General features: G+C 73.4%; 24 protein-coding genes. 9 read left to right on the forward strand and 15 right to left on the reverse strand.

Annotation, left to right across the window (positions count from 1 at the left end):
• Window positions 1–313: 313 nt before the first annotated feature.
• From M1L56_RS09470 to M1L56_RS09485, 4 genes are all read right to left on the reverse strand, one after another.
• The gene (locus M1L56_RS09470; RefSeq protein ID WP_248599034.1) at window positions 314–1,171 is read right to left on the reverse strand and encodes an ABC transporter permease; all 858 of its coding nucleotides are present in this window, start codon (window positions 1,169–1,171) and stop codon (window positions 314–316) included.
• An 18-nt stretch (window positions 1,172–1,189) separates the two neighbouring features.
• Complete coding sequence (locus M1L56_RS09475) at window positions 1,190–2,221, reverse strand: aliphatic sulfonate ABC transporter substrate-binding protein (protein WP_248599035.1); 1,032 nt, start codon at window positions 2,219–2,221, stop codon at window positions 1,190–1,192.
• A 67-nt stretch (window positions 2,222–2,288) separates the two neighbouring features.
• Window positions 2,289–3,155: an ABC transporter ATP-binding protein gene (locus M1L56_RS09480; RefSeq protein ID WP_067949335.1), complete on the reverse strand. Its 867-nt coding sequence runs from the start codon at window positions 3,153–3,155 to the stop codon at window positions 2,289–2,291.
• A 200-nt stretch (window positions 3,156–3,355) separates the two neighbouring features.
• On the reverse strand, window positions 3,356–3,826 hold the full coding sequence (locus M1L56_RS09485) for an N-acetyltransferase (protein ID WP_248599036.1): 471 nt from the start codon (window positions 3,824–3,826) through the stop codon (window positions 3,356–3,358).
• 69 nt (window positions 3,827–3,895) lie between these two features.
• Between M1L56_RS09485 and M1L56_RS09490 the strand changes: the two genes are divergently transcribed.
• Together M1L56_RS09490 and M1L56_RS09495 are read left to right on the forward strand one after the other, a co-directional pair.
• Entirely contained in the window at window positions 3,896–4,684 is a 789-nt protein-coding gene (locus M1L56_RS09490) for a DNA alkylation repair protein (RefSeq protein WP_248599037.1), read from the forward strand.
• Window positions 4,685–4,737: 53 nt separating this feature from the next.
• On the forward strand, window positions 4,738–5,574 hold the full coding sequence (locus tag M1L56_RS09495; protein ID WP_248599038.1) for an SDR family oxidoreductase: 837 nt from the start codon (window positions 4,738–4,740) through the stop codon (window positions 5,572–5,574).
• 9 nt (window positions 5,575–5,583) lie between these two features.
• Here the strand turns inward: M1L56_RS09495 and M1L56_RS09500 are convergent, their stop codons facing one another.
• The 6 genes from M1L56_RS09500 to M1L56_RS09525 all read right to left on the reverse strand — a co-directional run bounded on the left by M1L56_RS09500 (window position 5,584) and on the right by M1L56_RS09525 (window position 11,037).
• Window positions 5,584–6,054, reverse strand: coding sequence for a hypothetical protein (locus tag M1L56_RS09500; RefSeq protein WP_248599039.1), 471 nt, complete (start codon window positions 6,052–6,054; stop codon window positions 5,584–5,586).
• Entirely contained in the window at window positions 6,051–7,433 is a 1,383-nt protein-coding gene (locus M1L56_RS09505) for a serine/threonine-protein kinase (protein WP_248599040.1), read from the reverse strand. The genes M1L56_RS09500 and M1L56_RS09505 overlap by 4 nt, the downstream gene beginning before the upstream one ends.
• Window positions 7,434–7,480: 47 nt before the next feature.
• Window positions 7,481–8,320, reverse strand: coding sequence for an exodeoxyribonuclease III (locus M1L56_RS09510; protein ID WP_248599041.1), 840 nt, complete (start codon window positions 8,318–8,320; stop codon window positions 7,481–7,483).
• A gap of 108 nt (window positions 8,321–8,428) precedes the next feature.
• Window positions 8,429–9,958: a cell wall-binding repeat-containing protein gene (locus tag M1L56_RS09515; protein ID WP_248599042.1), complete on the reverse strand. Its 1,530-nt coding sequence runs from the start codon at window positions 9,956–9,958 to the stop codon at window positions 8,429–8,431.
• A 135-nt stretch (window positions 9,959–10,093) separates the two neighbouring features.
• Window positions 10,094–10,609 (reverse strand): DUF6328 family protein, encoded by a 516-nt coding sequence (locus M1L56_RS09520; protein WP_067948469.1) that lies wholly within the window; start codon window positions 10,607–10,609, stop codon window positions 10,094–10,096.
• Between the two features lie 56 nt (window positions 10,610–10,665).
• Complete coding sequence (locus tag M1L56_RS09525; protein WP_248599043.1) at window positions 10,666–11,037, reverse strand: hypothetical protein; 372 nt, start codon at window positions 11,035–11,037, stop codon at window positions 10,666–10,668.
• Window positions 11,038–11,136: 99 nt separating this feature from the next.
• Between M1L56_RS09525 and cofE the strand changes: the two genes are divergently transcribed.
• Genes cofE through fgd form a run of 4 tightly spaced genes read left to right on the forward strand, consistent with a single transcriptional unit; the run spans window position 11,137 to window position 14,805 of the window.
• A complete protein-coding gene (cofE, locus tag M1L56_RS09530) occupies window positions 11,137–11,925 on the forward strand; it encodes a coenzyme F420-0:L-glutamate ligase (RefSeq protein WP_374256404.1) in 789 nt (262 codons plus the stop codon).
• Between the two features lie 53 nt (window positions 11,926–11,978).
• Window positions 11,979–12,977, forward strand: a complete 999-nt coding sequence (locus tag M1L56_RS09535; protein WP_308198844.1) for a TIGR03557 family F420-dependent LLM class oxidoreductase — start codon at window positions 11,979–11,981, stop codon at window positions 12,975–12,977.
• Window positions 12,974–13,783, forward strand: coding sequence for an NTP transferase domain-containing protein (locus tag M1L56_RS09540; RefSeq protein ID WP_248599045.1), 810 nt, complete (start codon window positions 12,974–12,976; stop codon window positions 13,781–13,783). The genes M1L56_RS09535 and M1L56_RS09540 overlap by 4 nt, the downstream gene beginning before the upstream one ends.
• On the forward strand, window positions 13,780–14,805 hold the full coding sequence (gene fgd / locus M1L56_RS09545) for a glucose-6-phosphate dehydrogenase (coenzyme-F420) (RefSeq protein WP_248599046.1): 1,026 nt from the start codon (window positions 13,780–13,782) through the stop codon (window positions 14,803–14,805). Before M1L56_RS09540 ends, fgd begins: the two co-directional genes overlap by 4 nt.
• A gap of 76 nt (window positions 14,806–14,881) precedes the next feature.
• On the opposite strand, the gene ggt is transcribed toward fgd, so the two are convergent.
• On the reverse strand, window positions 14,882–16,732 hold the full coding sequence (ggt, locus tag M1L56_RS09550) for a gamma-glutamyltransferase (RefSeq protein ID WP_248599047.1): 1,851 nt from the start codon (window positions 16,730–16,732) through the stop codon (window positions 14,882–14,884).
• Window positions 16,733–16,873: 141 nt separating this feature from the next.
• On the opposite strand from ggt, the gene M1L56_RS09555 reads away from it, so the two are divergent.
• The 3 genes from M1L56_RS09555 to M1L56_RS09565 are packed head-to-tail and all read left to right on the forward strand — an operon-like array spanning window position 16,874 to window position 20,010.
• A complete protein-coding gene (locus M1L56_RS09555) occupies window positions 16,874–18,088 on the forward strand; it encodes a DUF2092 domain-containing protein (protein ID WP_248599048.1) in 1,215 nt (404 codons plus the stop codon).
• Window positions 18,089–18,098: 10 nt separating this feature from the next.
• The gene (locus tag M1L56_RS09560; RefSeq protein ID WP_248599049.1) at window positions 18,099–19,085 is read left to right on the forward strand and encodes an ABC transporter ATP-binding protein; all 987 of its coding nucleotides are present in this window, start codon (window positions 18,099–18,101) and stop codon (window positions 19,083–19,085) included.
• Window positions 19,072–20,010, forward strand: coding sequence for an ABC transporter permease (locus tag M1L56_RS09565; protein ID WP_374256409.1), 939 nt, complete (start codon window positions 19,072–19,074; stop codon window positions 20,008–20,010). The genes M1L56_RS09560 and M1L56_RS09565 overlap by 14 nt, the downstream gene beginning before the upstream one ends.
• Window positions 20,011–20,019: 9 nt before the next feature.
• Here M1L56_RS09565 and M1L56_RS09570 read toward each other — a convergent pair whose 3' ends face one another.
• The 4 genes from M1L56_RS09570 to M1L56_RS09585 form a co-directional block, all read right to left on the reverse strand.
• On the reverse strand, window positions 20,020–20,577 hold the full coding sequence (locus tag M1L56_RS09570; RefSeq protein WP_248599050.1) for a class I SAM-dependent methyltransferase: 558 nt from the start codon (window positions 20,575–20,577) through the stop codon (window positions 20,020–20,022).
• Between the two features lie 6 nt (window positions 20,578–20,583).
• On the reverse strand, window positions 20,584–21,210 hold the full coding sequence (locus tag M1L56_RS09575; protein WP_248599051.1) for an MSMEG_1061 family FMN-dependent PPOX-type flavoprotein: 627 nt from the start codon (window positions 21,208–21,210) through the stop codon (window positions 20,584–20,586).
• 78 nt (window positions 21,211–21,288) lie between these two features.
• Window positions 21,289–21,771, reverse strand: coding sequence for a hypothetical protein (locus tag M1L56_RS09580; protein ID WP_248599052.1), 483 nt, complete (start codon window positions 21,769–21,771; stop codon window positions 21,289–21,291).
• A 48-nt stretch (window positions 21,772–21,819) separates the two neighbouring features.
• Window positions 21,820–24,270 carry a cell wall-binding repeat-containing protein gene (locus M1L56_RS09585; protein WP_248599053.1) on the reverse strand — a complete coding sequence of 817 codons (2,451 nt, stop codon included), beginning with the start codon at window positions 24,268–24,270 and terminating at the stop codon, window positions 21,820–21,822.
• Between the last annotated feature and the right edge of the window lie 35 nt (window positions 24,271–24,305).

Here is a 24,305-nt window from a genome sequence, read left to right on the forward strand (position 1 = left end):
CATTGGCGAACGAGTGATCGGCGTCGCCTCGCCAGAGCGCGAAGGGCGGGAACCGTTAGCCGGTCCGCTGGCGGGCGGTCCGGAGCGCGAGAAGCGCGTGGCGCATGAGAATCCGGGCGGTGCGACACCGGAGCGGGGCATCTGGCGGATTCTCATGCATGACGTCAAGGGCAGGGGCAGGGGTCGCCGTCGGAGATCCGCCGTCACCCCGGACCACCCGCCCGCGAACCTGGCCCGGCCAGGGTGCCCCATGCGAGACGCCGTGGAGCGGCGTGCGGGGCTCGCGCGCGGGCTCACGCTCAGCGGCGGAGGCTCACGCCCAGCGGCGGATCGCCCACCGTTCGAACAGTCCGACGATCGAGTCGGTGAGCTTGCCGAGCACGGCGAGCAAGATGATCGCAAGGAAGATCCGGTCGATGCGACCGTTCTGCCCCGAGTCGAGGAGCAGGAAGCCGAGGCCCATCGACGACGCGATGAGCTCCGCGGCGACGAGGAACAGCCACGCCTGCGCGAGCGCGAGGCGCAGGGCCGAGATGACGGATGGCACGACCGCCGGCAGCTGCACGGTCGCGAAGAGCGGCACTCCGCGCAGGCCGAACGCACGGCCGGCTTCGAGCAGGCGACGGTCGACATGCCGCAGGGCCGCGGAGACGATCGTGTACACGGGGAAGAACGCGCCGATCGCGATGAGGATGATCTTCGACTCCTCGCCGATCTTGAACCACAGGATCAGCAGCGGCACCCACGCGAGCGACGGAACGGCGCGCAGCGCGCCGAGGGTGGGGGCGAGGAGGATGTCGCCGAGCCGCGACAGCCCGACGATCGCGCCGACGAGAAGCCCCAGGGCCGCGCCGAACGCGAAGCCGAGGAACACGCGCTGCGTCGAGATCGCGACGTACTGGCCGAGGAGCCCACGCTCGGCGAGGTCGACGGCCGCTTGCCACACCATCGCGGGCGACGGCAGCATCGACACCGGCACGAGGCCCGTCGTCGAGACCACCTGCCACGTGGCGAGCAGGGCGATCGGCAGCAGCGCGCCGCCGACGACCACGAACCAGCGTCGGCCCGTCAGGGGGCGCCGTTCGCGAGGTGCGCCGGCGGGCACGGCGACGGATGCCGCGGGGCGCGGCGTGGATCGAGCGATGGTGCGGCTCGCGGCATCCGTCGTCATGGTGTGCTCCCGGAGGGGTTACTTCGCGAAGCGCGCCGGGTCGGCGTTCGTCGCGAACTCGTCGTGGATGAGGGTCTCGAGGGCCTCGTCGACCTGCTGCTGCGACGCGACGTCGCCGAGCTCGACGAACACCGGGCCGATCTTCTCGAGCACCGACACCTGGGCGTCGCCCGGCACGTTGTCGATGTCGAGGTTCGCGCGCTCCTCGATGACCTTGGTGGCCACCGCGAGGTCGAGGCCGGCGACCTCGGCAAGGATCTCCGCGGTCTCCTCCGGGTTCTCCTCGGCCCACTCGCGGGCCCGCTCGTACGCGTCGACGACGAGCTGGGCGACCTCGGGCTTCTCCTCGATGAACGACTCGGTCGCGTTGAGGAAGCCGTAGCTGTTGAAGTCGACGTTGCGGTAGATCAGGCTCGCGCCCGCCTCCTCGGCGCCGGCCATGATGGGGTCGAGACCCGCCCACGCGTCGACCGACCCGTTCTGCAGGGCGGCCCAGCCGTCGGCGTGCTGGAGGTTCTCGACGGTGACGTCGTCGGCCGAGAGCCCGGCCTCCTCGAGCGACTGCAGCAGGAAGAAGTAGGGGTCGGTGCCCTTCGTCGCCGCGACGGTCTTGCCCTCGAGCTCCTCGACCGACTCCAGCTCGCTGCCGGGGCCGGCGACGATCGCCGCCCACTCGGGCTGCGAGTAGATGTCGATGACCTTGATGGGGGAGCCGTTCGAGCGTGCGAGCAGCGCCGCCGAGCCGGCCGTCGAGCCGACGTCGATCGCGCCGGCACGGAGCGCCTCGTTGGCCTTGTTCGACCCGGCCGACTGCACCCAGGTGACCTCGAGGCCCTCGTCCTCGAGCCAGCCCTGCTCCTTGATGATGAGGCTCAGCGGGTTGTAGGTGGCGAAGTCGATGTTGAGGGTCTGACCCTCGACCGATGCCGCGTCGGCGGCGGCGGCGGGCTCGGCGGCCTGGTTCTCGCCGGCCACGCAGCCCGACAGCAGCAGGGCGGAGGCGGCGGCGCCCGCGACGAGCGCGGTGCGGAGGACGGTGGTGCGGGACATGGGACTCCTTCGGTGCGGGTTCGGTTCGCTGCGGCGCCCCGGGTGCTGTGTCGGGTGCCGCAGCTGGTCAGTACGGGTAGTGGGGGATGGTCGTGGTGGCCTGGATGCCGCGGGCGGTGCCGTGCCGGTCGATGCCGAGGCCGTCGAGCAGTCGGCCCCGAAGCTCGGCAAGTTCGGCCGATCCGCGGTCGCGCGGGCGGTGGCCGGGAACGACGACGGTCTGGCGGATGCCGGCACCCGGCGTCTCCCCGTCGGTGCCGAGCAGCACGATGCGGTCGGCGAGCTGCAGGGCCTCGTCGACGTCGTGCGTGACGAGGAGCACGGTGGTCGGTTCGGCGCGGTGCACGTCGAGCAGGAGGTCCTGCATCTTCAGGCGCGTGAGCGCGTCGAGCGCGCCGAACGGCTCGTCGAGCAGGAGCACCTCGGGGTTGCGGGCGAGGGCGCGGGCGAGCGAGGCGCGCTGCGCCATCCCGCCGGAGACCTCGTGCGGCCGGTGCCCGGCGAAGTCCGCGAGCCCCACGAGCTCGAGCAGGCGCGCCACGTGCTCGCGCCCCTCGCGACGGTCGCCGCCGCGCGGCAGGCCCAACGCGACGTTCCGCTCGATGCTCCGCCACGGCAGCAGCCGCGGCTCCTGGAAGCCGACCGCGCACCGCACGTCGTACGGTGCGACCGGCGCCTCGCCGATGGCCACCTCACCCGACGTGGGGCGATCGAGGCCACCGGCGATCCGCAGCAGGGTGGACTTGCCGCATCCGCTCGGCCCCAGGATCGCGACGATCTCACCCGCCGCCACCTCGAGGTCGATGCCGCGGAGCACCTCGCGCTCGCCGCCGTCGGGCGCCGCGAACGCGCGCCCCAGCCCGCGGAACGCGACCGGCGCGGCCGTCTCGCGCGCGGCGACGGCGGCCGGCGCGGCGGGGGCGATGGTCGACATGCGGACTCCGATGGGTGCGGGACGGGTACGGTCCGCTCGACGCTACCCAGCCGCTCCGCCCGCGTCAGGCGCGCCCGAAGCACGGCGTAACCTCAGCCGCAACACGGCGTCACACACGCGCCGCCGGTGGTCGAGTGGCACCGGCGAGGCCGGAGCGTACCGAGACCGACGGCCGGGCGCCGGCCCGCGGCATCCGCTCGTCAGAGGCGCTTCGCCATGTGGATCGACGCCGGCAGGAACCCGAGCGTGCGGTACAGCGCGAGCGCACCCTCGTTGTAGGCGAAGACGTTGAGCATGAGCGACGTCGCACCGTGCGCACGGGCGACCTCCTCGCCGGCGATCATCGCGCGCCGGGCGACGCCCCGCCGCCGGAACGGCTCGTGCACCATGAGGTCCCACACCCACCACACGGTGCCCTCGTCACCCCACGGACCGATCCACAGCCACCCGGCCTCCTCGTCGCCGAGCCGCACCGTGTGCAGCAGCTGGCCCTCGACGCGTCGACCACCGGGGAAGAACCGCTCCTCCGACGCCCGCCGCGCGGCGGCCGCCTGCCCGGGGGTGTCGCCCGCCTCGATCCGCGCCTGCTCGTAATGCGCCATCGCGACCGGCAGCCACGCCGCCACCTGCGCATCGGACATCGGCACCAGGCTCACCCGCGGTTCGCTCATGCATCCGATCCTGCCCGCCATGGGCGCGACGCGAAAGGTCCGCGCGGCGCACGCGGCTAGCATGCGGGCATGACCACGCCGACGGATGCCACGGCGCCCACCGCCGACGACGTGCGCGCCGCGCTCGCCGAGGCCGCCGACCCGGCCCGCGCCGCGTCATCCGCCCGCTTCTTCAAGACCGGACCGGGGGAGTACGGCGAGGGCGACCGCTTCATCGGCGTCACCGTGCCGGCCACGCGCGCCGTGGCCAAGCGGTTCGCGACGCTGCCGCTCGACGGCGTCGCCGAGCTGCTCGCCGACCCCGAGCACGAGCACCGGCTGTGCGCCCTCGTGATCGTCGTCGCCCGGTTCGATCGGGCGAGCGCCGCCCGCACGCGGGACGACGGCGAACGCGCCCGCCTCGCCCGGTTCTACCTCGCCGCGGTGCGCGCGGGCCGGGTCGGCAACTGGGACCTCGTCGACGTGTCGGCCGACCGCATCCTCGGCGAGTTCGTGCGCGACCCCGGGGCGACGGATGCCGCGGCTCGCGCCGGGCTCGACCTCGGCCTGCTCGACGAACTCGCCGCGAGCGGCGACCTGTGGGAGCGGCGCGTCGCGATCATGTCGACGTTCGCGTTCCTGAAGCACGGCGACGCGGCGCCCACCCTGCGGCTGGCGGAGCTGCTGCTCGACGATCCGCACGACCTCATCCACAAGGCCACCGGATGGATGCTGCGCGAGTCCGGCCGCCGGGTGGGCCGCGAGGCGCTCACCGGCTTCCTCGACGGGCACGCCCCGCGGATGCCGCGCACCATGCTGTCGTACGCGACCGAGCACCTGGACCCGGTCGAGCGGGCGCGCTACCGCGCGATGCGCTGATCGCGGCTGCCGACGGCCGTCCGGCCGGGTGCCGCCTTGCGAGAATGGTTTGCATGGCGAGAACCGCGCGGGGCGCGCACATCCTGATCACCGGAGCCGCGGGCGGGATGGGCCGCATGTACGCACAGCGAGCGGTCGCCGAGGGGGCGGCATCCGTCGTGCTCTGGGATCGCGATGCGCCGGGGCTTGCGCGCACCGCCGACGAGCTCGGCGCGGCGGCTCGGGGTCGCACGCAGGTGCGCTCGTACGCGGTCGACGTGTCGGAGCTCGGGGCGATCGCGAAGGCCGCCCACAAGGTGCGCCGCGAGGTGGGCGACCCGGACGTGCTCGTCAACAACGCCGGCATCGTCCGCGGCAACCGCTACTTCTGGGAGAGCCACGCGGGCGACGACGTGCGCCCCACGATGCTCGTCAACGCACTCGCGCCCATGTACGTGACGCACGAGTTCCTGCCCGGCATGATCCGCTCGGACCGGCCCGCGCGCATCGTCAACATCGGCAGCGCCGCGGGCACGCTCGCGAACCCCCGCATGGCCGTGTACGCCGCCTCCAAGGCCGCCCTCAACGGGTGGAGCGACTCGCTGCGCCTCGAACTGCAGCAGGCGGGGCACCGGCACATCACCGTGACGACCGTCACGCCGTCGTACATCTCGACCGGCATGTTCCACGGCGCCCGCGGGCCGCTGCTCGCGCCGATCCTCGAACCGGAGTACGTGGTCGACCGGGTGTGGCGGGCCATGCTCGACGGGCGACCGCTCGTGGAGCTGCCGCGGAGCGTGCGGCTCTCGCGGGCGCTGCGCGGGCTGCTGCCCACCCGCGTGTTCGACCGTGTGGTCGGCGACGGCTTCGGCGTCTACCGGTCGATGGAGGAGTTCCGCGGCCGCGGCTGACCCGCCCGGTCAGTCCTTGTTCTTGCCCTTGTTCTTGCCCTTGCCCTTGTTCTTGCCCTCATCGCTCTTGCCGGGGCCGGAACCCCCGTCGTCGTCATCGTCGTCGTCGTCATCGTCGCCCCCGCCGGGCGCCGGGTCGGCCGGTGCGGGTTCGGGCGCCGGCTCCGGGGGGATCGCCGCGATCGCGGCCTCGAGATCGGCGCGCACGAGCGCGATCGCGTCGCGGATGCGCTGCTCGCGGTCCGCGTCCAGCTCGCCGGCGGCTGCGGCCTGCTCGAGTTCGGCCTCGAGCGACTCGAGCGCGGCCAGCGCGTTCGCGTACTCCCCGCGCGACGAGGTGTCGGCGATGGTGACGACCTGGTTGCGGAACGCCGCGGCCTGCCCGGCGCTCAGGTCGGGGCCCTCGGCGGCGCAACCGGCGAGTCCGACGACGACGGCGACGGATGCCGCGGCCAGCGCCGAACGGATCTTCATGCTCATGGCGTGACCGCCTCCTCGAGTTGCCTCAGGTGCTCGCCCAACTCGCCGGGCACACTCGGCAGCGGCGTGGCGGGCGGGGTGGGCTCGGCGTCGGACGCCAGGCCGCCCAGCAGGGTGGGGATCAGCACGGCGAGCAGGAGGAGGACGGCCGCGACGGCCGCGACCGGGACGAACCAGGCCGGTCGCCGCTCCCACCGTTCGCGCACGGCCGACCCGCGTTCCCGTTCGCGGCTCGCCTCGGCGATCGGTTCCGCGGGGCGCGTGAGCACGCGCGTCGCGGCGGTCGCGTCGTCGCGGTCGTCCGAGCCGGCCGGGGTGGCCGCCGTCTCACCCGGGGCGGCCGCCGCTCCGGCGCCCGCCGCGACCGGCGCCGTCGGTGCGCCGCCGACCCGGGTCGCGGGCAGCACGCGCGTGTCGCCGAGCGACCCGGGCGGGTGCGTGAGCGCCGTCGCCGCGGTCGCCGCCGACGCGTCGCCGCCAGGCGAGCCGTCGGAACGCACGCTGATGTCGAGGGTCTGCGCCGCGAGCGCGACGTCGAGCGCCGTGGGCCGGTCGGCGGCGGCGCGGGCCGTCATCGCGGTGAGCAGGTCGACCCAGTCGGGGCCGAGCGTCGAGGGGACCTCGGGGTTGCGCACGAGACGTGCGCTCGCCGACTCGAGGGCGGGCCCCGGGAACGCCTGCACCCCGGTCAGCGCCTCGAGCATCACCAGACCGAGCGAGTAGATGTCGGCCGCGCTGCCGAGCGCCTCGCCGCGGACCTGTTCCGGACTGAGGTAGCCGGGCGTGCCGATGATGCGGCCGGTCGCGGTGAGGCGCGACTCGTCGAGCAGCCGCGCGATGCCGAAATCGGCGAGCTTGGCGTTCCAGCGCCGCGTCGGCAGGTGCGCGGGGGCGAGGAGCACGTTGGCCGGCTTCACGTCGCGGTGCACGATGCCGCGCGAGTGGATGACGTGGAGGCCCTCCGCGAGATCGGCGAGCATCCGTGCCGTCTCCTCCCGGGCGATCGGGCCGGAGCGCAGGATCTCGCGCAGGTCCCGGCCCTCGACGAGCTCCATCACCAGGAACTCCCGATGGGTCACGGGATCCTTCGCGGCGTCGTAGAGGGTCACCAGCGACGGATGCGTCAGGCTCGCCAGCAGCGCCGTCTCCGACTTGCGCCGATCGGCGTCGTCGATGCCCTCCGTCGACGGCGAGAACACCTTGACCGCCACGCGCCGGCCGAGCGCGAGGTCGTCGGCGCGGTAGACCGCGGCCATGCCGCCGCGGCCGATGAGCCCGTCGATGCGGTATCGGTCATCGAGGACGGCGTCGAGCAGCGGATCCGCCGTGCCGGCGGCCGACGGCACCGGCTCGGGGAGGTGTTCGGTGGGGGAATCCATCAACAGGAAGGGTAGCCCCGATGGCTGGGAGCGCTACGGGGTTGCGTTCACCCGAAGATCATCGGAACGTCCTCGTCCTCCTCGGCGAGGTCGAGGTCGACGAGCACGGGCACGTGGTCGCTGGGGCCGTCGCCCTTGCGTTCGTTGCGGTGGATCGAGGCATCCGTCACCGCATCGGCGAACGCGCGGGAACCGAGGATGAAGTCGATGCGCATGCCCTCGTTGCGCGGGAACTTGAGCTGCTTGTAGTCCCAGTACGTGTAGCCCGTCGGCACGATGGGGCGGACGACGTCGACCACCCCGGCCTGCTCGAGCGCCGCGAACGCGGCCCGCTCGGCCGGCGACACGTGGGTGGTCAGGCCCTCGACGACGACCGGATCGCCGTTGTCGTCGTCGGTCGGCGCGATGTTGAAGTCGCCCATGAGCGCGAACGGGCGCTCGGGGTGCGCCGCGGTCTCGGCCCGGGTGTGCTCGGCGAGTGCCGCGAGCCAGTCGAGCTTGTAGACGTAGTGCGGGTCGCCGAGCGACCGGCCGTTCGGCACGTACAGGCTCCAGAGGCGGACCCCGTCGACCGAGGCGCCGATCGCTCGCGCCTCCTTCGGCAGGTCGGGACCCTCCTGGCCCTTCAGGAAGCCCGGCATGCCGGGGAACTCGATCGCGACGTCGTCGATGGGTCGGCGGCTCGCGATCGCGACGCCGTTCCACTGGTTCAGGCCGTGGATCGCGAGCTCGTACCCCGCCGCCTCGAACGCCTCGTGCGGGAACTGCTCGCGCGTGCACTTGATCTCCTGCATCGCGAGCACGTCCACGTCCTCCCGCACCATCCAGTCGACGACGCGGCCGTAGCGGGTGCGGATCGAGTTGACGTTCCAGGTGGCGATGCGCATGGGTTCCAGCCTAGGGTCGCGCGCCGACGGCCCGTGCCGGCGGGAACGACGACGGGCGCGCCTCTCCGTGGAGGCGCGCCCGTCGCGATCAGGTGCGGACCGGCTCGATCAGCAGGCCCGGAACGGCTGCCAGTTGCCGTAGTACAGCGGCTGGTAGTAGCCCATGACGAACGCCTCGGAGACGCCCAGGTAGTCGATCAGGCCCCGGGTCTCCGCGGTCGTGCACGTGTCGGGCGTGATGAACAGCGGCGCGCCGACCCAGCCGGCCAGCGGCGCGGCCGCGAGCGCGTCGGGGAAGTTCGATCCGCTCGCGAGGAACGCGTAGATCGCCCAGCTCCCGTCCCAGACCGCGGTCGCGATGGCGTCCGCCGTCGCGTAGCGGGTCGCTCCGCCGAAGCGCTCGAGCCACTCCACGGAGGCGATCGACCAGATGCCCGACTCGATCCCCTTCGACACGGCACCGGTACCGCCCGCGATGCCGACGGACGCCGCGCCGAGGTTCGTGATGGCCGTCCGCGACGCGGCGTCCAGCGAGGTCGCGGTGCCGGGCAGGATCAGCACGGGGATGTCGGCGGCCGCAGCGGCGCCGCTCGCCGAGAGCGCGTCGGGGAAGTTCAGGCCCGAGGCCACCCAGACGGCGTCGGAGGTTCCGAAGGCGCCCGCGACGATCTTGCGGGAGGTGTCGTAGCGGTCGGTGCCCGCATAGCGCTGGAAGCTCGGGGCGAGCGTGCGCAGCGTCTTCTCCACGTTCGCCGACACCGCGCCGGTGCCGCCGGCGACGTAGATCTTCGCCGGCTTCAGCCGCTCCAGCTCGTCGAGTACGACCGTCGGGATCCCGGTGCCGGGCACGAGCAGGAGCGGCCCACCGCAGTGTGCGGCGGCCGGACCGGCGCTCAGGGCGTCGGGGAACGCGAGGCCGTTCGCGATCCACACGCACGCCACGCCCTCGTCGAACGCGGACTGCGAGGCGGCGACCGAGGTGGCGTAGCGGTCGGCTCCCGCGATGCGGTCCTTGAGGAGCGGCTCGAGCTCCTCGTTGATGCCGGTGCGCGCCTGGCCGTCGGCGACGATGACGTGCTCGGCCCATGCGACCACCTGGGCGTCGCGGTAGAACTCGGGCAGGCCCTTCGGCGTCGCGCCGGTGTCGTAGGCGAGGAGCAGGTACTCCCCGGCGGGAAGGCCGCTCAGGGTGTACGCGCCGTTCGCAGCGGTCGTGGCGGTCGCGACGAACTCGTAGTCGTCGATCCCGGCGTCGTACCGGTGCGCGTCGATCGCGCCCGTGCTGAGCGGATACCCGCCGACCCCGGCCGACCAGTACGTCAGGACGCCGCTGATGCTCGCGGTGCCGTTCGCCTCGGTGGTCGTGGCCTGGGCCGCCCGGAGACCGGCCGCGCCGGCGGTCGGGGAGGACTCGAGGAACGCGAGCGGCGAATCCGCGGCCACCTTGGCGCGGAGGCCCTCGGGAATCGCCGACGAGTCATCGGCGGTCGAGTCGGCGGACGCCGCATCGACGAGGGGAGGAGCGGTCAGGTCGGCGGTCTCATCGGCGTGGGCCGGCGCGATGCCGGTTCCGAGGAGGGCCAGGGCGGCGACGAGCACGGCGGCGCGACGCATCCCGGCCATGGGCGCAGGGGCCATGGAGGGTCCGTTCGGGTCAGGGTTGGAGGGCGATCCGGACGGACCGCCAGCCAATGTTAGGGGTCGCGAGCCGCAGCACCGGAGTCCCCGAACGGGGGACGCGCGCGATCGGCGCGAGCGTGAGCGGAAGGCGCGTCAGCGCTGCTTCGGCTCACGCTTGCCGATGCGCGGCACCACGATCCAGAAGACGAGGAGCAGCACGAGCGAGACGCCGCCCGCGATCCAGCCGGCCTCCTGGTTCACGGCCACGTCGAAGATGAGCATCGCGACGCCCGCGGCCACGAGCGAGACCACGACGAGCAGCGCGAGCAGCAGCACGTTGGCGATGCGCACGACCCTTTCCTTCTGCTTCTGGCCGCTGAGTTCCCGGTGCAGGATCACGGGCGCGAGCCCGAGCATGGTCGCCGTCGTCGCGAGGACCACGAGCACCAGGTAGAGCGTGACCTCGTGCCGCTGCAGGTCGGCGAACTTGGGCTGGAAGGCGACCGCGAGCAGGAAGCCCGTGATCAGCTGGGTGCCCGTCATCACGACGCGCAGCTCCTGCAGGATGTCGTTCCACTTCCGGTCGAGGCGCTGCCCGGGCGTCTCGTTGCGCAGCTCCCGCGGATCGCCCTGCTGCGTCAGCCCATCGGCCCCGAAATCAGTCGTCATGAAGCGGATGCTACTGCCGCGGCATCCGCTCGGCACAGGCCCTTGTGCTCGGTACGTCAGCCCGAGATCGGGCGCACGCCCGACGAGCTGATCGACGCGCCGATCCAGAACGCCGCGATCATGAGCACGAGGCCGACGAGCGGCACCCAGAACGCGATGCGGCGCAGCACGAGCAGCACGATCGATCCGACGAGCGCGAGGAACCCGACGAGGACGACGCCGCCGACCGCGGTGAACGCGCCCGTGGTCATCACGTCGTAGTCGCACGTCGACGACGCGCCGCAGGAATCGCCGCCGAACGCGAGCAGCAGGAACGCGAAGAACCCGAGGAGCAGGCCGCCGCCGGTCAGCAGCACCAGCAGGACGATCGTCAGCACGAGGTCCCACACGATCACCGGGCGCCGCCCGGACGCGGTCGTCGCGACCACTGGTCCACCTCCCGCGGCGCTCGCCGGCGGAGCGCCTCGTGCGCAGTCTGACAGCGCCCGCCGCCTGCTGCCAAGATGTGGGGAGGGCCGACGGGAGGGATGCACGTGCGGTACAGCATCGAAGGCGTCGAGGGGTTGCCCGAGATCACGGAGGGCGACGACCTCGCGGCGCTCATCGTCGGCGCGCTGCCCGAGCCGCTCGCCGACGGCGACATCCTCGTGGTGACCTCGAAGATCGTCTCGAAGGCCGAGGGTCGCGTGGTGCACGCGGACGACCGCGAGCAGGCGATCACCGACGAGACCGTGCGCGTCGTGGCGACCCGACGCACGGGCGACTCGGTCACCCGCATCGTCGAGAACCGCCTCGGCGTCGTGGGTGCGGCGGCCGGGGTCGACGCGTCGAACGCCCCCGAGGGCACGGTGCTGCTGCTGCCGGTCGACCCCGACGCGTCCGCTCGCGCGCTCGCCACCGGCATCCGCGCCCTGACCGGCGCCCGCGTCGGCGTGCTGCTGTCCGACACGCTCGGCCGGGCGTGGCGCGAGGGCCAGACCGACATCGCGATCGGCGCGGCCGGCGTGCACGTCTTCGACGACCTCAGGGGGCAGACGGATGCCACGGGCAAGCCGCTCGCCGTCACGATGCCGTGCGTCGCCGACGAGCTCGCGGGCGCGGCCGAGCTCGTCAAGGGCAAGGCCGCCGGCGTGCCGGTCGCCGTCGTCCGCGGACTGGGACGCCTCGTCGGCGACCTCGACCTGCCGGGCGCCCGGACGATCGTGCGGCCCGCCGACCGCGACCTGTTCCGGCAGGGTGCCGACGAGGCGTACGACGAGGGCTACCGGGCCGGGTTCGACGAGGCCCAGGCCGAGGGGCCGCTGCGCGGCGGCTGAGCGGATCCCGCCGATCGGGTGTCCGCGCCTCGCAGTCGGGGCAGGATGGAGGGGTGCCAGTCCGAATCGGCTACGCCGCGATGCTCGAGCAGTTCGCTCCGTCCGAGGCGATCGCGTACGCCGAGCTCGCGGAGCGGCACGGCTTCAGCGGAGTCATGGCGACCGACCACTTCCAGCCGTGGCTGCCGCAGCAGGGGCAGTCGGGACACGTGTGGAGCGTGCTCGGTGCGGTGGGCGCGCGCACGACCGGCGACTTCGGCCCCGGCGTGACGACGCCGACCTTCCGCACGCACCCGGCGGTCGTCGCCCAGGCGAGCGCGACCCTCGCGTCGATGTACCCCGGCCGGCACTGGCTCGGCATCGGGTCTGGCGAGGCGCTCAACGAGCACGTCGTCGGCGAGTACTGGCCCGAGGCGCACGAGCGCATCGCGCGCATGTTCGAGGCGGTCGAGGTGATCCGCAAGCTCTTCACCGCATCGATCGCGGGCCGCGAGGTCCGGCACCACGGGCCGCACTTCCGGCTCGAGACGACGCGGCTCTGGACGATGCCCGAGGTCGCCCCGCCCATCCTCGTCGCGACGGCCGGGCCGGTCACCGCCCGCCGTGCGGGCAAGGTCGCCGACGGGCTCATCACGACGGGTGCGCCGTACGACCGGCTCGCGGCCCTCGTCGCGCGCTTCGCCGAGGGGGCCCGCGAGTCCGGACGCGACGCGAGCACGCTGCCCCGCGTGCTGCAGCTGCACGTGTCGTGGGCGCCGACCGACGAGGAGGCGATGCGCAACGCGCTGACCGAGTGGCCGATCGGCGGCATGCGCTTCTCGCGCAGCGACATCCGCTCGCCCTTCGAGTTCGAGCAGCTCGCCCGCACGGTGCGACCCGAGGACTTCGAGGGGCGCATGCTCGTGTCGGCCGACCCCGACCTGCACCGGGCCCACATCCAGCGTCACCTCGACCTCGGCTTCGACCGCATCTACCTGCACAACGTCGGCCGCAACCAGGCCGAGTTCCTCGAGGTGTTCGGTCGCGACGTGCTCCCGGGGCTGCGCGCGTGAGCGGCATCGGGCGAGCGGATGCCGCGGGCTGGACCGTCGTCGTGCCCGTGAAGTCGCTGAGCGGGGCGAAGACCCGGCTCGCGCCCGAGCTCTCGCCGGCGGAGCGCGCGGCGCTCGCCCGCGCGTTCGCGCTCGACACAGTCGACGCGGCCGCCGCCGCCGAGCGCGTGGCCCGTGTCGTCGTCGTGTCCGACGAGCCCGCGATCGAGCTCGCCCTGCGCGAGACCGCCGGCGTCGACGTGGTCCCGGAGGTGGGGCCGCGCGGCCTGTCCGCCACGATCGCGCACGGCGTCGCCGTCGCCCGCGCCGGCCTGCCGGGATCTCGTGCGGAGGACGGGGCATCCGTCGGCGTCGAAGACCCCGTCTCTGCGCGAGACGCGCGCGGTGTGGCGGTGCTGCTGGGCGACCTGCCGGCGATGCGCAGCCGCGACCTGGATGCGGCGCTGGAGGTCGCGGAGCGGCATCCGCTCGCCTTCGTGCCCGACGCCGAGGGCACCGGCACGACCCTCGCGACCGCCCGCGCCGGCCAGCCGCTCGTCGCCCACTTCGGCGCCGAGTCCGCCGCCCGGCACGCCGCCGCCGGATTCGTCGACCTCGTCGCCGTTCATCCCGGCGCCGTCGCACCAGGGCTCCGCCGCGACGTCGACACGGCCGCCGAGCTCGCCGAGGCCGTCGCGCTCGGCACCGGCCCGCGCACCGCGTCGGTCGTGCGCACCCTCTCCGACCTCGCCGGGGCGTCCGCGCCGCGGCATCCGTTCGACCCGCAGGCCACGCCGGCCCGCGCAGACAGGAAGGCAGCATCGTGACCCTGACCCTCGGATACAAGGCCAGCGCCGAGCAGTTCGACCCGCGCGAGCTCGTCGAGATCGCCGTCGCCGCCGAGGCGCACGGCATGGAGTCGGTGTGGACGAGCGACCACTTCCAGCCGTGGCGGCACACGGGCGGGCACGCGCCGTTCTCGCTCACCTGGATGGCCGCGGTCGGCGAGCGGACCTCGACCGTGAAGATCGGCACGAGCGTGATGACGCCGACGTTCCGGTACAACCCCGCCGTGCTCGCGCAGGCGTTCGCGTCGCTCGGCGTCATGTACCCGGACCGCGTCATCGCCGGCTTCGGCACGGGCGAGGCGCTCAACGAGATCGCGACCGGGTTCCGCGGCGCGGGCGAACAGGACTGGCCGGAGTTCCGTGAGCGGTTCGCGCGCCTGCGCGAGTCGGTGCGGCTCATGCGCGCGCTGTGGAACGGCGAGCGCGTGAACTTCGAGGGCGAGTACTACTCGACGCACGACGCCTCCATCTACGACAAGCCCGAGGGCGGGGTGCCCGTCTACATCGCGGCGGGCGGGCCGACCGTGGCCAAGTACGCCGGGCGCGCGGGCGACGGCTTCATCTGCACGTCGGGCAAGGGCGCCGAGCTCTACGTCGACCAGCTCATCCCCGCCGTCAAGGAGGGCGCCGAGGCCGGCAAGCGCGACTACGACGCGATCGACCGGATGATCGAGATCAAGCTCTCGTACGAGGAGGACGAGGACGACGCGCTCGAGAACTGCCGGTTCTGGTCGCCGCTGTCGCTGTCGAAGGAGCAGAAGCACGACATCACCGACCCCGTCGAGATGGAGCAGGCGGCCGACGCGCTCCCGATCGAGGAGATCGCGGGCCGCTGGATCGTCGGCACCGACCCCGATCGGGTCGTCGAGGAGATCGGGCAGTACCTCGACTGGGGCTTCAACCACCTCGTCTTCCACGCGCCCGGACACGACCAGCGACGGTTCCTCGAGCTGTTCGAGCGCGACCTCGCGCCGCGCCTGCGCGCCCGCGCGGGCGCGTGAGCCCGGCGGGCGCCTGACCCCGGCGACCGCCTGACCCCGGCGGGCGCCTGACCGCGGCGCCCGCCGGGGCGCGCGGTCAGGGCGCCGGCTTCAGCACCAGCCCGGTCCCGCCGCCGCGACGCTCGGGCTCGGCGGCCGCGGTCATGAGCCCGTCGGCGTCGACCTCGATCGCCGCCGCAGCGCCGATCTCGGCGGCCGACGTGCCCGCCGCCCCGACGAGCGTGAGCTGCTTCCCGTACGGCGCGAGCGCCGCCTGGCACGCCGCGATGAAGTCGGCCTCCGCGAGCGTCGCCGCCGTGTTGCGCTGCGTCGCGCGCGGTGCCGCGACGGCCTCGGGCATGGTCATGCCGAGGTCGATGCGGTTCACGAGGATCTGCGCGACGGTCGTGATGATCGTCGACCCGCCGGGCGTGCCCACGACGTAGCGCACCTCGCCGTCCTCGAGCACGATCGTCGGCGACATCGACGAACGCGGGCGCTTGCCCGGCTCGGCGATGTTCGGGTCGGTCGGGTTCGGCACGAAGCTGAAGTCGGTCAGCTCGTTGTTGAGCAGGAACCCGCGCCCGGGCACGGTCATGCCCGAACCGCCGGTCTGCTCGATGGTGAGCGTGTACGCGACCGCGTTGCCCCAGCGGTCGACGACCGAGAGGTGGGTCGTCGAGACGCCCTGGTCGACGGATGCCGCAGCCGCGGCGGTCTCGCAGCCGGTCGCCCCGAGGTCGCCGGGCGCGACGGGCTTGGGTGCGGCCTGCTCGGGGTCGATGGCGCACGCGCGCGAGTCCGCGAACTCCTGGCTGAGCAGCGTCTCGGTCGGCACGTCGACGAACGCCGGGTCGCCGACGTATGCGTTGCGGTCGGCGAAGGCGTGCGCCGTGGCCTCGAGGAACAGGTGCAGCGCCTGCCCCGTGTCATCCGCCGACAGGTCGAAGTTCTCGAGGATGTTGAGCGTCTCGCCGACGGTGGTGCCGCCCGACGACGAGGGCGCCATGCCGTAGACGTCGAGGCCGCGGTAGTCGACGTGCGTCGGGTCCTGGAACAGCACCTCGTACTCGGCGAGGTCGTCGGCGGTCATGAACCCGGGGTACGCCGGGAGGGTCGCGCCGTCGGTGGTCACGGGATCCTGCACGACGGCGGCGATCTCGTCGGCGATGGGTCCGTCGTAGAAGACCTCGGTGCCCCGGAGCGAGATCTGCCGCAGCGTCGTCGCGAGGTCGGGGTTGCGGAACGTCGAGCCGACCTTCGGCGCGTCGCCGCCGGGCAGGAACAGCTCGGCCGTGTCGGGGAACTGCGCGAACCGGGCCGCGTTGTCGAGCGCCTGCCGGCGGAACGTCTCGTCGACCTCGAAGCCGCGCGTGGCCAGCAGGATCGCGGGCTTCAGCACGTCGCGCAGGGACCGGGTGCCGTACTCGTCGAGCGCCGCCTCCCACGTCGCGAGCGTGCCGGGTACGCCGACCGACAGGCCCGACGACACGGCCGAGGCGAACGGGTAGGGCGACCCGGTCGCCGGGTCGATGAACGCGTCGCTCGCCATCGCCGCGGGCGCCGTCTCCCGTCCGTCGATCGTGGTCACCTCGCCGGTCTCGGCGTCGAAGTGCACGAAGTACCCGCCGCCTCCGATGCCCGCGCTGTACGGCTCGGTCACGCCGAGCGCCGCAGCGGTGGCGACGGCCGCGTCGGCTGCGTTTCCGCCCTTGCGCAGCACCTCGAGCCCGACGCGGCTGGCCTCGGCGTCGACGGATGACACGGCCCCGCCGGTTCCCGTCGAGGTCGCCGGCGACGGCGGTGCCGGGCGCCCCGCGGCGACGGCTGTGGATGTGGGTGCCGCGGTGGCCGGCGTGGCGGCGATCGCGCCGCCCAGCGAGACGGCCGCCGCGACGGCGAGGGCGGAACCGCGGATCGCGGTCCTGCGGTGGACGAGCTCGACCATGAGACATACCCCCCGAACTGGTGACAACAGTGGTCCGCACCCTAGACCTGTCCGAGGTCGGCGGCAACCGATGTCGGACCGGATCCTGTGGGTTCACCGCGCTCCGGCCGCGGCGGCCTCGGGCGGGCGTAGCCTGATGGCATGAGCCCACGCGCCACCGGGCCGAACCGCGCCCGCGTCCTCGTTCCGGCCATCGGCGTGCCGATCGCGATCGCCGCGGCCGTCCTCGTGCCCATGCAGGCGACCGCCGCCGTCGACCTGCCCGACAAGACCGTCGAGGAACTGCTCGAGTTCGCCGAGGCGAGCGACGTCGAGTCGCTCTCGGGCACGATCGAGCAGCGCTCCGAGCTCGGCCTGCCCGACCTCGGCGCGCTGACCGGCGGGGCCAGCGGGGGCAGCGAGGGTGACGAGACGGATGCCGCGGCATCCGCTGCGCTCGAGGAGCTCATCACGCTCGCCACCGGCAGCTTCGACGCGAAGGTGTACCTCGACGACGACCGGGCGCGGCTGCAGGTGCTCGACCGGATGGCCGAGCGGAACGTCTACCTCGGGCCGGACGAGGCGTGGTTCGTCGACTCCGAGACGCAGACCGCCACGCGGCTGACCGTGCCCGCCGACGCCGACCTCGAGGGGATCGAGGCCGACCTGCGGGCGAACGCCGACGAGGCGAAGGCGAAGGCCGAGGCGGAGCTTCCGGAGGGTGCGGAGCTGCCGACCCCGCAGCAGATGCTCGACCGGGCGCTCGAACGGCTCGACGAGACGACCGAGGTGTCGGTCGGCACCGACGGCCGGGTCGCCGGGCGCGACGCGTACGAGCTCGTGCTCGAGCCGCGCACCGACGGGACGCTCGTCGGCGAGATCCGCGTGGCCATCGACGGCGAGAACGGTGCGGCGCTCGCGGCATCCGTCACCGCCCGCGGGGCGAGCGAACCGGCGTTCTCGACCGGGTTCACCGACGTCTCGTTCGCCGCGCCCGACGCTGCGGTGTTCGCCTTCGAACCCGCCGACGGGTTCACCGTCACCGAGCAGGAACTGCCCATCCCCTCTGCGGAGGAGTGGGCGCAGTGGCAGGCCGACGCCGAGGCGCGCGCCGAGGGCGACGACGGGGTCGCCCCCGACCGGCACGGCGACCGGCCCGTCGTGCACGGCGAGGGCTGGGCGACCGTGGTCGAGATGGACGCCGAGGGCGGGCTCGCCGAGGCATCCGCGGCACTGGAGGCCCTGACCACCCCGGTCGACGGCGGTCGCGCGCTGCAGACGTCGCTGCTGTCGGTGCTCCTCACCGACGACGGCCGCGTGCTCGCCGGGTCGGTGCCCGTCGACGCGCTCGTCGAGTACGCCGCGTCGGGCCGCTGACGGGGCGCCGGTGACCGAGCTCGCGATCGAGACGCACGGGCTCACCAAGCGCTTCCGCGCGCAGACCGCCGTCGACGGCATCGACCTCGCGGTGCCGCGCGGGTCGGTGTTCGGCTTCCTGGGCCCGAACGGATCGGGCAAGACCACGACGATCCGGATGCTGCTCGGTCTCGTCGGTGCCACCGCGGGGCAGGCGCGCGTCCTCGGCGGCGACATGCCGCGCGCGCTGCACGACGTGCTGCCGCGCGTGGGCGCGCTCGTCGAGGGGCCCGCGTTCGCGCCCTTCCTTTCGGGCGCGGCGAACCTCCGCCGCTTCGACGCCGCCGACCGGCACGCCCCGCCCGCGACCCGGGCGGACCGCGTGGCCGCGGCGCTCGACCGCGTCGGCCTCGCGCACGCTGCGCGCAAGAAGGCCGGCGCCTACTCCCTCGGCATGAAGCAGCGACTGGGGCTCGCGAACGCGCTGCTCATGCCGCGCGACCTGCTCGTGCTCGACGAACCCACCAACGGCCTCGACCCGCAGGGCACGCGCGAGGTGCGCTCCCTGATCCGCTCGTTCGCGGCCGACGGCACGACGGTGTTCGTCTCGAGCCACCTGCTCGCCGAGGTCGAGCAGCTCTGCACGCACGTCGGCGTCATGAGCGCCGGTCGGCTCGTGGCGCAGGGCACGCTCGAGGAGTTCCGGCGGTCCGGCGAGTCGCGCGTCGAGGTCGTCACGCCCGACCGCGGGCCGGCTCGCGCGACGCTCGAGCGGCTGGGCCTGGCGACGGATGCCACGGGGCCGGCGCACGACTCCGACGCCGCGGCATCCGACGCGCTCGTCACGGCCCGGTTCACCGCTGACGACGGGATCGATGCCGGCGCCCCGCCGGCCGACGCGATCGTCGCCGCGCTCGTCGCCGACGGCGTGCGCGTGCGCGGGTTCGCCGTGCGGCGCACCAGCCTCGAGCAGCGCTTCGTCGAACTCACGGGGGAGGGCTTCGATGTCGTCGCCTGAGCCGGATCTCGATACGGGCGCTGCGCGCCCTGCTCTGTCACCGACCGTGGAGCGAGCAGGCCGCGAAACGCCCGTATCGGGACCGCGACCCGCTCCGGGATCGAGACCCGCGCTCGGCCTCGCACTGCTCGGCTCCGAACTGGTGACCCTCTTCCGGCGCTGGCGCACCTGGGCCATGCTCGCCGCGCTCGCGCTCATCCCGATCCTCATCGGCATGGCCATCCGACTCGCCGGGCCCGCCGGCCCCGGGCGCGGACCGGCGTTCCTCGACCAGATCGCCGGGAACGGCCTGTTCGTCGGCGTGACCGCGCTCGTCGTCGCGACGCCGCTGTTCCTGCCGCTCACCGTCTCCGTCGTCGCGGGCGACACCATCGCCGGCGAGGCGAGCCTCGGCACCCTCCGCTACCTCGTGATCGCCCCGGCCGGCCGCATCCGCCTGCTCGTCGTCAAGTACCTCGTCGCCGCAGCCTTCTGCGTCGCCGCGGCGCTGACCGTGGTGGTGGTCGGCACGCTCGTCGGCTGGGCGCTGTTCCCGATCGGGCCGGTCACGCTGCTCTCTGGCGGGCAGATCTCGGTCGGCGAGGGGCTGCTGCGCTTCCTCGCGATCGGCGGGTTCGTCGCCGTGTCGATGCTGGGCCTGTCGGCGATCGGGCTGTTCGCCTCGACGCTGACCGTCGTGCCGGTCGGTGCGATGGCGGCGACGGCGATCCTCGCGGTGACCGCGCAGATCGTCGGCGCCATCCCGCAGCTCGAGTGGCTGCACCCGTTCCTGTTCACCGACCGCTGGTTCGACTTCGCCGACCTGTTGCGCTCGCCGCCGTCGTGGGAGTCGTTCGCCGACAACGCCCTCCTGCAGGGCGCCTACGCGGTGGTGTTCGGCGGCCTCGCCGCGTGGCGCTTCGCGACGCGCGACATCCTCTCGTAGCCGGCGCGATCACTCGTCGACGGGGGCCGCGGTGCGCTCGGCGAGGATCCCCGAACCGTGCGGGGCCGCGAGGCGGTCGGTCACCGAGAACCACGGCGTCGCCCGGATCGCCGCCTCCACACCATCGAGGTGCCCCGCATCGGCGAGCGGCACCGGGCCGATGCCGTAGGCGATGAGCAGGCGACCGCCCGGCCGGACGGCGGCGGCCAGCGCCCGCAGCTCGGCGACCGCGGCCGAGGTCCAGAACACGTTGACGTTGACGCCGAACGCGGCGTCGAACGGGCCGAGCGATGCGTCCAGCGCGGCCAGGGGGGCCAGTACCACCTCGACGGACGCCGCGGCGTCGGCGACGCGCTCGCGGATGCGCGCCACGGCGGTCGCCGACCGGTCGATCGCCACGACGGGTGGCCGCCCCGTGGCATCCGTCGCCGCCAGGCGCTCGAGCAGCAGCCCGACCGACGCGCCCGTGCCCGAACCGATGTCGAGCACGCGTTCGCCGGGCTGCGGCGCGAGCACGTCGACGGCCCAGCGCACGCGCTCGGGGACGGATGCCGCGTCGGTGCCCACGCGCGCCTACCCGTAGATCCGCTCGGCGTACGAGGGGCCGTAGTACTCGTCGAGCTCCTCGAGCGCGGCCGCGGGCTGCTCGATCGCCTTCGCGATGAGCGCGCGGCGGCGCACGGCCTCCGGATGCCACGTCTCGGGCTCCCACGTGCGCGAGCGCAGGAACGCCTTCGAGCAGTGGAAGAACACCTCCTCGACGTCGACGACGAGCGCCAGCTCCGGCCGGTGGCGCCGCACGACCAGGTCGTCGAGGAAGGGCGCATCGCGCACGATCGTCGCGCGCCCGTTGATGCGCAGCGTGTCGCCGCGGCCCGGCACGACGAACAGCAGCCCCACGTGCGGATTGCGCAGGATGTTGCGGAACCCGTCGACGCGCCGATTGCCGGGCCGCTCGGGCAGCACGATCGTGGTGTCGTCGAGCACGAGCGCGAATCCGGCCGGGTCGCCCTTCGGCGACACGTCGAGGCGGCCGGCATCGTCGCTCGTCGCGACGAACGCGAGCGGTGCCGCGGCGAGGAACTCCCGGTCCACCTCGTGCAGGCGATCGCGCGTCTTCTCCGCGACGCGCGGCAGCGGCGTGCCGACGATCGCCTCCAGCTCGTCGACGGTGGTCACCGGGATGCCGCGCTCGCTCATGGCCCCATCCTGCACCCGGGCTCGGCTCGAGCACAGACCGGCGGTGAGCGGATACCGCGACGCGAGCGGATGCCGCGGCTAGGACGCCGCGGGGCGGCGCTCGCCGAAGCTCGGCGGCAGCTTGCAGAGGTCGTAGAAGTACCGCTTCGGGGAATCCTCGTCGGTCACGTCGACGTCGACGTTCACGCCCGAGTGCGGCAGTTCGTCGCCCGAGAGCGTCCACACGGTGAAGTGCCAGATGCCGCGGACGGCGTCGTTCAGGAGCCGCCGTCCGTCGACGACCAGCACCGCGTCGTCGTCCGCACCGGGCAGCGTGCCCGCGCGGAACGGTTCGACCGTGTCGCTGCGGAGCGTCGCCTCGTCGACGTCGCCGAGCGAGACCCGCACCGCGTGCTGGCCGCGCTCGCCGAGGATCACCGCGAGGTCGTCCGCGAACCGGACGGCGGGCCCGTCCGAACCGCCCTCGACCGCGACCAGGCGCCGCCCGCGCCACGAGTTGTGGAGGAACTCCTCCGCCACCGATTCGATGAGGACACGTCGGTTGTCGCTCAGCCCGCTCATCGCCTCAGGCTACGCCCGCACGAGCCGACACTCACCCCCGCGCGCGACCTAGCCGGTGGTCGAGTCGAACACCGCCCGAAGCTGCGTGATCACGGTCGGCGTGACGGCGGAGGTGCTGCCGACTGCCACCACCCTCGAGACGCGGTTGCGCACGACCTCCTCGGTGACGCCGGCGGTGAGGGCGGAGTCGACCAGGACGAGCACCCCGCCGGTCGCCGCGACCGCGGGCGCCGCGGCCAGCGCATCGGGGAAGTCGAGGCCCGTGGCGAGGTAGGCCGTCGTCGCCTCCGAGACCCCGCGCAGGTCGCGGGTGACGGCCCGCGAGGTCTCGTACCGGTCGGGCCCGCCGAGTCGGACCGCCTCGGGGGCGAGCGTGCGCAGCTCGGCGAAGACCTTGTCGCTGACCACCGAGGCGCTGCCGACGACGACGATCCGCGCAGGCTTGAGGCGCTGCAGCTCGGCGCGCGTGGCGGGCTGCAGCGCGTCGCCCTTGTTGAGCAGCACCGGCCCGCCGAGCGCCGCGCCGGCGGAGCCGGCGGCGAGCGCGTCGGGGTAGTTCAGGCCCGTCGCCACATAGGCGACCGGAACGCCGGGTTCGAACGCGCCCGCGGACAGCAGCGCGGCGGTCTCGTACCGATCGGCGCCGCCGCGGCGCTCGATCGCGGCGCCGGTCAGGGCGGCGATCTCGTCGGCGACGCGATCGGTCACCACGGCCGCCGAGCCGGCGATGACGACCTTCGAAGGCGCCAGCCGCGCGAGCTCGTCCTTCACCTGCTGCGGGATGCGATCGGTCTCGACGAGCAGGATCGGCCCCTCGCCGCGGGTGACCGGCGTCGCGCTGAGCGCATCCGGGAAGTCGCGTCCCGTGGCGATCACCACTTCGCCGCCGGTCGCGTCGAAGTGGCGCCGCGACACCAGGACCGCGGTCTCGTAGCGGTCGCGACCGGCATCGCGTGCGAACTCGGCGGAGAGCTCGAAGTCGCTGGCCCGGGCGAGGATGTTGCCCATCACCGCCCGGATGTGCGGATTGTCGTATCCGGGGACGCCGCCGAGCGCCTGGTTGATGCGCCAGGTCCCCGCGGCGAACACGTGGGCACCCGACGGTGCCCGGTAGATCCACGACTCGGCGTAGCCGGAATGCCCGTGGACGTCGACGAAGGGCGACCGGGCGAGCATCGTCCTCGAGGCGGCGTTCGGTCCCGGCCAGTTCGACATGTACCGGTCGACCTCCCCGCCGACGAGGTTCGCGAGCTTGGCGCCCTGGGTGAGGCCGGTGCCGCGGTAGGCCCAGTGCGTCGGATTCTGCACCACCCAGGCGGCATCCGATCGGACCTCGCCGTGGGGATTGTCGTACTGGACCCCGAGAAGCCGTTGCTCGGCCCGTCCCGTGTCCCGGAAGAGGATGGTCTCGTCCGCGAGGGTGGTGACGGGGTCGAGCGACGCGCTCTTGTAGCAGACGAGGACGCGTCGGTCCGCCCCCGAGGCGGAGGGCTCGTAACGGACCTGCCAGAAGACGTCGTTGCCGCCGAGGAAGGCGAGGTCGACCCCGGCATCCCGCGCCTGCTCGGCCGCCGTGTACATCCGACCGCTCCAGTACTCGTCGTGGCCGACGGCGATCATGGCGGTCTGGCCGGTCGGGATGGTCGGGTCGCGGTCGAGGTCGACGTTGGTGATGTACTTGACCGGCCAGCCTCTCGCCTCGAGGTACCCGGCGGTCCAGACGGCTTCGAGCACCTTGGGGCTCGCCCCCGCGCGCTCGTACGGCCGGTCGAAGCTCACCTTGACGGCGCGCGTGCTTCCGGCGAGCGTGTTCGCGCCCGCCGAGTTGAACTCGTAGAGGCTCTTCCCCGCACCGTTCGGGTAGTTGTTGTAGGCCTGCAGGGTGTTGACGGGCAGCATCGCGACGATCGCGCCCTGCTGTGCGTCGTCGCGGATGACGAAGTGCGCCCAGTTCTGGTAGACGCCCTTCGTGAGGACGACCAGGTAGATCCCGGTCCGCCACTCCGGTGTCGTCTGGAAGGTCACCGTGGTCGACCACGGGCAGGTGAGCATGCCGGTGCGCGAATCGGTCTGGCACGCGGGCTGCTTGATGCCGGGCGCGGTCCCGCTCGTGATCAGCCGTCCGTTGAGACCCTGGTACCAGCCCATGCGGTAGACGGCGTAGTCGAAGTCGCCCGCGCTCGAGACGCTGACCTTGAGGTCGATCGGCTCACCCACGTTCACGCTCGTCGCCGACATGTACCCCTTGATGTGGCTGGAGGTGTCCGGTCCGACCTGCTTGCCGCTCGCGGGGATCCGCCAGGCCGAGCTGCCGGGCTTGCGGTTCTCGAGGACGACCGGGTTCGTGGTGTCCGGCACCGCGGTGGCGGCGAGCGCTGCCGGCGAGGCCGCGGCCGCGGGTGCGGGAGGGGACACCGCGGGAGCGGCCTGGACGGTGCCCATGGCGACGAGCACGGTCGCTGCCGCGGCCGTGAGCACGCGTGCGATGCGGAACGGCATGATCCCTCGCCCCCTCCCGGGTCGAGCGACACCAC

Origin of the sequence: Agromyces sp. C10 (genome assembly GCF_023217995.1) — a bacterium.
GTDB lineage: Bacteria > Actinomycetota > Actinomycetes > Actinomycetales > Microbacteriaceae > Agromyces > Agromyces indicus.

What these genes read in the sequence shown, in the direction of transcription:
- M1L56_RS09555 (WP_248599048.1), top strand. Translation starts at nt 16,874, where the DNA reads ATGAGCCCACGCGCCACCGGGCCGAACCGCGCCCGCGTCCTCGTTCCG.
- M1L56_RS09505 (WP_248599040.1), bottom strand. Translation starts at nt 7,433, where the DNA reads ATGGATTCCCCCACCGAACACCTCCCCGAGCCGGTGCCGTCGGCCGCC.
- M1L56_RS09585 (WP_248599053.1), bottom strand. Translation starts at nt 24,270, where the DNA reads ATGCCGTTCCGCATCGCACGCGTGCTCACGGCCGCGGCAGCGACCGTG.
- M1L56_RS09490 (WP_248599037.1), top strand. Translation starts at nt 3,896, where the DNA reads ATGACCACGCCGACGGATGCCACGGCGCCCACCGCCGACGACGTGCGC.
- M1L56_RS09470 (WP_248599034.1), bottom strand. Translation starts at nt 1,171, where the DNA reads ATGACGACGGATGCCGCGAGCCGCACCATCGCTCGATCCACGCCGCGC.
- M1L56_RS09510 (WP_248599041.1), bottom strand. Translation starts at nt 8,320, where the DNA reads ATGCGCATCGCCACCTGGAACGTCAACTCGATCCGCACCCGCTACGGC.
- M1L56_RS09500 (WP_248599039.1), bottom strand. Translation starts at nt 6,054, where the DNA reads ATGAGCATGAAGATCCGTTCGGCGCTGGCCGCGGCATCCGTCGCCGTC.
- M1L56_RS09520 (WP_067948469.1), bottom strand. Translation starts at nt 10,609, where the DNA reads ATGACGACTGATTTCGGGGCCGATGGGCTGACGCAGCAGGGCGATCCG.
- M1L56_RS09580 (WP_248599052.1), bottom strand. Translation starts at nt 21,771, where the DNA reads ATGAGCGGGCTGAGCGACAACCGACGTGTCCTCATCGAATCGGTGGCG.
- M1L56_RS09475 (WP_248599035.1), bottom strand. Translation starts at nt 2,221, where the DNA reads ATGTCCCGCACCACCGTCCTCCGCACCGCGCTCGTCGCGGGCGCCGCC.
- M1L56_RS09485 (WP_248599036.1), bottom strand. Translation starts at nt 3,826, where the DNA reads ATGAGCGAACCGCGGGTGAGCCTGGTGCCGATGTCCGATGCGCAGGTG.
- M1L56_RS09480 (WP_067949335.1), bottom strand. Translation starts at nt 3,155, where the DNA reads ATGTCGACCATCGCCCCCGCCGCGCCGGCCGCCGTCGCCGCGCGCGAG.
- ggt (WP_248599047.1), bottom strand. Translation starts at nt 16,732, where the DNA reads ATGGTCGAGCTCGTCCACCGCAGGACCGCGATCCGCGGTTCCGCCCTC.
- M1L56_RS09515 (WP_248599042.1), bottom strand. Translation starts at nt 9,958, where the DNA reads ATGGCCCCTGCGCCCATGGCCGGGATGCGTCGCGCCGCCGTGCTCGTC.
- M1L56_RS09495 (WP_248599038.1), top strand. Translation starts at nt 4,738, where the DNA reads ATGGCGAGAACCGCGCGGGGCGCGCACATCCTGATCACCGGAGCCGCG.
- M1L56_RS09575 (WP_248599051.1), bottom strand. Translation starts at nt 21,210, where the DNA reads ATGAGCGAGCGCGGCATCCCGGTGACCACCGTCGACGAGCTGGAGGCG.
- M1L56_RS09565 (WP_374256409.1), top strand. Translation starts at nt 19,072, where the DNA reads ATGTCGTCGCCTGAGCCGGATCTCGATACGGGCGCTGCGCGCCCTGCT.
- cofE (WP_374256404.1), top strand. Translation starts at nt 11,137, where the DNA reads ATGCACGTGCGGTACAGCATCGAAGGCGTCGAGGGGTTGCCCGAGATC.